Source organism: Coleofasciculus sp. G2-EDA-02 (genome assembly GCF_040226375.1).
Taxonomy (GTDB): Bacteria; Cyanobacteriota; Cyanobacteriia; order Cyanobacteriales; family Coleofasciculaceae; genus Coleofasciculus.
Window position 1 is genome coordinate 1 of record NZ_JAVKEW010000264.1, and the last position, 6,503, is coordinate 6,503.

6 protein-coding genes and 2 pseudogenes are annotated in these 6,503 nt (G+C 43.3%); all 8 read left to right on the top strand.

All coding sequences use genetic code 11. The features are described 5' to 3' along the window. Nucleotides 1–240: pseudogene (locus RLO19_RS30365) on the top strand (RNA-guided endonuclease IscB); the annotation flags it as partial. Beyond that, nucleotides 225–374, top strand: a complete 150-nt coding sequence (locus tag RLO19_RS30370) for a hypothetical protein (protein ID WP_446361417.1) — start codon at nucleotides 225–227, stop codon at nucleotides 372–374. The pseudogene RLO19_RS30365 and the gene RLO19_RS30370, both read left to right, overlap by 16 nt. Nucleotides 375–419: 45 nt before the next feature. After that, on the top strand, nucleotides 420–3,056 hold the full coding sequence (locus RLO19_RS30375; protein WP_446361418.1) for a hypothetical protein: 2,637 nt from the start codon (nucleotides 420–422) through the stop codon (nucleotides 3,054–3,056). A 199-nt stretch (nucleotides 3,057–3,255) separates the two neighbouring features. Beyond that, nucleotides 3,256–3,694 (top strand): annotated as a pseudogene (locus RLO19_RS30380) (SRPBCC family protein). A gap of 194 nt (nucleotides 3,695–3,888) precedes the next feature. Next, nucleotides 3,889–4,398, top strand: a complete 510-nt coding sequence (locus RLO19_RS30385; protein WP_446361420.1) for a cupin domain-containing protein — start codon at nucleotides 3,889–3,891, stop codon at nucleotides 4,396–4,398. Nucleotides 4,399–4,661: 263 nt separating this feature from the next. Then, nucleotides 4,662–5,696, top strand: a complete 1,035-nt coding sequence (dusA, locus tag RLO19_RS30390) for a tRNA dihydrouridine(20/20a) synthase DusA (RefSeq protein WP_446361422.1) — start codon at nucleotides 4,662–4,664, stop codon at nucleotides 5,694–5,696. Next, complete coding sequence (locus RLO19_RS30395) at nucleotides 5,693–6,040, top strand: DUF6883 domain-containing protein (protein ID WP_446361424.1); 348 nt, start codon at nucleotides 5,693–5,695, stop codon at nucleotides 6,038–6,040. The genes dusA and RLO19_RS30395 overlap by 4 nt, the downstream gene beginning before the upstream one ends. Continuing rightward, complete coding sequence (locus tag RLO19_RS30400) at nucleotides 6,037–6,348, top strand: DUF4926 domain-containing protein (RefSeq protein ID WP_446361426.1); 312 nt, start codon at nucleotides 6,037–6,039, stop codon at nucleotides 6,346–6,348. Before RLO19_RS30395 ends, RLO19_RS30400 begins: the two co-directional genes overlap by 4 nt. Nucleotides 6,349–6,503 lie beyond the last annotated feature (155 nt).

The window sequence follows — 6,503 nt, forward strand, 5'->3', positions numbered from 1 at the left end:
AGAACTCGCACCAAAGAGTTTCATGGATTTAAGACAGGCGATATTGTCCGCGCCATTGTCCCCACCGGGAAAAATCAAGGAACGCACATTGGGCGAGTGACAGTGAGAGCTGGTCGAGTCTTTGATTTGACTACAGCAAAAGGGAAACTGCAAAGCATCAACTGGAAGTATTTCGAGCCAATCTGGAAAGCTGACGGTTATACTTATGTCCACAAAGGAAAGAAATGTCCATTGATTTAACGATTAGAGGAATAGCGATCGCGCCATCATTTATCCTCAATCCATCCCCAACCAAACTGTCGGAGTTATCGCTAATTTACTCTGCTTGTAAAAAAATATTAATTAAACCGTTATGGGATATAGATAGGATGTAATATGTTCGATACATCAATAAAAACCTGAGACCCAGAAGTATTTGTATGACGCTTGATCGAGAACTCGCCAATGACTACCTTTATTTTTTAGCCGAAGAACTGGCGGCTGAGGCTTATAAGTCGGACAGCATTATTCCCTTAGAGAAAAAACTGATTATCAGGGATCAACATAACTTCATCTTATCGGGGTCTGACCGAATTTTAGATGCTGTCCCCGAAAAAGAAGACCTTGATCTCGCCTTCTTTGCCACTCCTGACATCCTGGAAACGGTTCTGAAACCGGGAACGCCGTCTGGGGCGATAATTTTGCATACTCTCTTCTCCCAAATTGGGAATAGCCGTCTACTCGAAGAGGTTTCTTCTGATCAATTTGAAATTATCGGCACTCCTGAATCATTAGGGCGAGGAGGTAGCTTAGTTGTGCATAAGCAGTACGACTCACAACAGCAAACCTTTTTTATTCAGTGGCAGGTAAAGGGCATACATTATGATCAAGCGGCTTCAACCACAACCGCTGATATTTTTATCGATATCGCAGAGGATCAACAGTCAGTTCACAAACAGGTTGAATACTTGATATCAAGCATAAATATGCCGATTCAGCAGCATATTTATACTAATTTGCCGGAAAAATCCAGCCTACACCAGCAGAATCCCTATCATCTGTTGGTACTTCATCATCGCACCCATGAAGTGGTGATGACGTTACAAACCCTAGAGGCATTAGGATTTACCATTGATGCCTTTATTGGCATTCCCTATGGTGAAAGCAATTGGCCCACCATGAGGATGTTAGATTATGTGTCGAGTCAAAGCTATCGATGTTTACGCATGATTCAACATCCGATTGAACCGACGCAATACCGATTTGACTTTAAGCAATCCTCTTTTCTTTTGAGTGCGGATGAAGGGTTGTTTACCGACTTATATAACGACTCGAACGTGAATCGGGACTATATGAGTGCAATGACAACCTTAGTGGAAACCGAACTGGTTCGCAGTGTTCAACGATGTCTCCAAGAAAAGACCAAATTTTTGATTTATGAAGATGGCGGATATGCCATCCCTCTGATTTATCAAATTTATAACGATTCCAGCCATCCTTGGCATTCCCTGTTCAAACAAGCTGTGGATGAAAGGATAATAGTTGGTGCCGTTGAAGTGACAGGGGCTGGAGAACGCAGAGACTTGGCAGCAATTGAATCGAATCAAGGAAAAGCCTTGCTGCCGGTACTCTCAACCGCACGGGATGACATCAAAACTATTTTTGAGGCAAAAGGAGTTTCACAAGCAATTATTGACTCCACGTCAACGGCATTAGGTCGATTAGGATTGCCCACATTTGAAACCCGTAAAGTGGCAGTTATTGGTGGCAATGGGGCAATCGGTACTCGACTGGTTGAAGAATTGACCGAAATGCAGAATAGCACCAGTAATGTGTTTGCCATAGATATTGTCGATCACGCCTTTTATCGAGAAATTGACAGCGAAAGGTTTCCCTATGCAGCCATAAAAGTTGATTACTTAAACTTGGGTCGATATGTTGTGGAAGACAACTGTTTACCTGTGATTATCGATTTGTCGTTTGGCAATCGTAGTCTGCACCTATACAACCAGACGCTGGAGAAATCCGTGCGCGAGTTCTTTTCAGTCTCTTCCCCCTACGCCTCCTTTACGGAATTAGTCTTTACCAATTCTTTCCCACATCCAGACATTTCCTTGGAGATGCTATGGCAAGAACTGGACAGATTGAATCAGTTATGGGATTCTATCAGACAGGAGTCTGGGTATGTGGCAGAGAAAATGGAATTTTTGCCCAATGGACAAGGGATGATTCAATTCTTTAGTAACGGCAATTTATCCAAAAAAGTCACGTTATTAGTCTCAGAACAGGTACTCTCGTTCAAAAAAGTGACGCGCCTGATTCAGAACCATGTTGATACCATAATTGGGATGACGGGGTTACCTGTATTTGATGAGTATGACATCAATGCGTTTTTAACCCGAAATAACAATGGAAATCCGGTTGATGAACTTGTCCTGGTTAGTGGTTCATCCAAGGATTATGAATTCAAAAAAGCAATAGCTTTTCTGGATGAGTTGTTAGCGGTTCTTTCCGAAAAGACGATAGATATTCAGCAACAGTTGACCGGGTATACGAGGTGTTATGAACAACAGATGTGCTTTATCGCCGACGATGACATGGATATGATCCGTCAAGTTTTGGCTTCTGGGAAAACACCTGATGCTATTGTCGCCCAACTTAAACAATATCCTGAATTGCTCAAGATTAGTGGATTGAAAGATGCCCAGCCTGATACCTGGGCGTCTGGTTTCGCGGCATGGATTCGGCGTAAGATTAAAAGCAGTCTTTCAATTCGTAAATCCATTCACCAGGATATTGGTACAATCTATCATATTCAGTTTAACGGGCAGTCGAAACGATTAGTCCTGTTAGCCGATGGCTTTGTGATCAACTTTTTTGCCAAACATGAGAAAGGCGTAAAAACTGAATATATTGATCCCATTGTCACGATGCAACTGCTAGGATTAGTGAAACTGGCGACGACGGAAAAAGCAATAGAACCCGGAGTTTATCGCATGGCGCAACAGATCAAAGCTGAGGATATCAATCTGTTTTGGCAGGCACTTGATGATAAGAGCCGCCCGATACAATTTTAGCCTCGTAGGTTGGGTTAAGGAACGAAACCCAACAGGCTAACGATGGTGTTGGGTTTCGCTTTCGCTCTACCCAACCTACTTACTACTTGCTACATTTTGAAGTTCGGAGTCTGGGATGTATAATAGGGCAACGAGTAGCTGAAACATAGATTCTGTCTAATCAGCTCTTGGATAATAGAGTAGAGGGAAAATTGACATAATGGTTAGAGTGTTTACAAGTTTTGTTATCAATGCTCCTATTGATAACGTATGGATGAAGATCAGAGATTTTAATGCTCTGCCTAACTGGCATCCAGCTATTGCTAACAGTTTCATAGAAGATGGTGAGCCCAGCGATAAAGTTAACTGTATTCGTCATTTCAATCTCAAAGTAAGGGGGTACTATTCGCGAAAAGCTATTGGCTCTCAGCGACTTAGATTATTTATTCTCCTACTCAATTCTAGAATCACCCATGCCCTTAAAGAACTATGTGGCAACATTGCAGCTTAAACCAATCACAGATGGAGATTTAACTTATGCTGAATGGACCGCCCTATTTGACTGTGATATCCAAGCCGAAAAGAATCTGGTTAAATTAATAGGTGATGGTGTTTTTTCGACAGGTTTCAACTCATTGAACCAGATATTTAGGGAATAGGGAGAATTGCTAACATAAGAGATGCACGGGATGGGAGCGAGAGGCTAAAACTCGATAAACTAGAAGAAGTGTAAAGTGACGCAAGGCGGTTACAAGGCGGATTTTGGATCAAGGGTTTTGATGATGCCAAAATGCTCAGGCATTGCATTGCCGTGCCCCTACAGATAAAATTATGATTTCTAAAGAGAAACTCTATGTCAACCAAAAACGCTAGCTATTGGATTGAAAAGCTTGGACTTGAAAAACATCCAGAAGGAGGGTACTACAAGGAGACTTATCGTTGTGAGCAAGAAATACCTCACGAAAATCTACCCAAACGATTTGAAGGTTCTCGGAATGCGGCAACCGCCATCTATTTTTTATTAGAGGGAACTGATTTTTCGGCGCTGCATCGCCTCGATTCCGATGAGTTATGGCATTTTTATGCCGGGAGTTCATTAACCGTTCATGTGATTGAGGAATCGGGAAACTATTGTGCGATCAAACTCGGTGATAATTTTGACGAGGGTGAGGTGTTTCAAGCCTTAGTCAAAGCGGGATGTTGGTTTGGCTCGACGGTGAATGATCCGCAATCTTATGCACTGGTGGGCTGTACCGTACATCCCGGTTTTGATTTTAATGATTTTGAGTTGGCTAAACGAGAGGAATTAACTAAGCTTTATCCTCAACATCAGTCTCTGATTGAGAAAATGACACGAATTTGATAATTTTAGAGGCTACAATTTATCTAGATTCTCAGACTCTTCCGGAATAGGGAGTTGTTTTGATTTAGCCACATCGGTTAGGGACACGGCATTGCCGTGCCCCTACCTACCGTATCCCCTAAGGTTTCCAATTCTCACAAAAAACATAAGCCGGATTTGGTATTACAGGTCAATTTCATCACCAATTAGTTGGACGTTCCCTTTTTGGCTTAATTTATATTTGATCACAAGTGCGATCGCATCCAGACAAATTCTACAACCTCATGGTCAGTCCCAATACCGTCGTTTTACCCCAACCTCAACCTCACGCCATCCAGGGAAATTATCCCTTAAGTGTCGCCCCGATGATGGATCGCACAGATCGCCATTTTCGGTATTTCATGCGCCAGATTACCCGCCGCACTCTCCTCTATACCGAGATGGTGACCAGTGCAGCTATTATACATGGCGATCGCGAACACCTGTTGGGTTTTTTCCCCCAAGAGAAACCCTTGGTGTTGCAAGTGGGGGGAGATAATCCCCTAGAACTCGCCGAATGCGCCCGAATTGCCCAAGGGATGGGGTATGACCAGATTAATCTTAACGTAGGATGTCCGAGCGATCGCGTCCAAAATGGGAACTTTGGTGCTTGTCTGATGGCGCAACCGGAACGGGTAGCGCGGGGGGTGGAAGCGATGATTAAAGCGGTTACAATACCTGTTACCGTCAAGCATCGGATTGGTATTGATGAGTGCGATCGCTATGAGGATATGGCAAACTTTGTCCGTATTGTTTCAGCAGCCGGATGTCAGCATTTTAGCGTTCATGCGCGGAAAGCTTGGTTACAGGGATTAAGTCCCAAGGAAAATCGCACAGTTCCCCCCTTACGTTATAACGATGTGCATCGCCTCAAGCAAGAATTTCCCCAGTTATTTATTGAAATTAACGGCGGATTTACCAGTTTAGAACAGGTACAGGAACAGTTAAAATTTGTAGATGCGGTAATGATTGGACGCGCCGCTTACGATCATCCTTATCTGTTCGCTCAAGCCGATTGTCAGATATTTGGGGAGGAAGATATAGCGCCAACTCGCCATCAGGTTGCGGAAGGGATGTTAGATTATATTGATTATTGGGTGGCAAAAGGACTGAAGCTGAATAAAATTACCCGCCATATCCTGCAATTATTTTCTGGACAACCCGGAAGTCGTGCTTGGAAGCGACATTTAACCGAAAAATCTTGTATTACGGGTGCAGGTTCTGATGTAGTGCGGGAAGCATTGGCGAAAGTACCTGACTTGTCCCTGAGTGTTAGATGAAACTGAAAGAGATTGTTAATCGTCTGGCTATTGATCCGCGTAAGCTAACAGAGTACGCTCTGAATCCAGATAATCCCGTAGGCAAAGACAAAGCGATAGTATTTCAAAATCGTTTAGGATTTAGTAAAGAGAACTACAATTCACTGTTAGAGCAAATTGCCAATCAAGCACTTGATGCCGAGGTCATACTGGGTCGCAATGATCAACATGGTCAGCGCTATAGTGTAGATATTTTAATTCTTGGAACAGAAGGTCAGCCGGAGATTGTTCGGACAGGATGGATTGTAGAACCTAATAGTGATTCAGCGAGATTAGTAACGCTTTATGTGAGGAAACGTCCATGATTGAATCCGAGTTATTTGATGGAATTAAGTTACTGGTAAATTTGCCTGAACACAATCTTTACTCTGGTATGCAAGGGGCGATTGTAGAATGTTACTCCGATAAGGCTTATGAGGTAGAATTTACCAATCCGGATGGTGAATCCATCGCCTTGTGTACACTGTCACCTGAGCAATTTATTGTGGTATGGAAAGCAAAGACTAAAACCTGGCTATCAGTAGCAGAACAAGTGGCGGCGATCGTAAATCGCTTGTCTGAGGAACGCCGACAGGAAGTGTTAGATTTTGCTCACTTTTTGTGTCAACGGTAGTTACGGGATAGATTGATTGACTTCTCCCCCGGTTAAACTTGCCCTCGAACGAAGTGAAGGGACGCGGGGGATTCTAAGAGGATACTACGGGACGAACTAAAGCCGCGTCCCTTCGTTTTGCTCGTCTTCTTAGAGTTCCAGAGAAAAACCCTGGA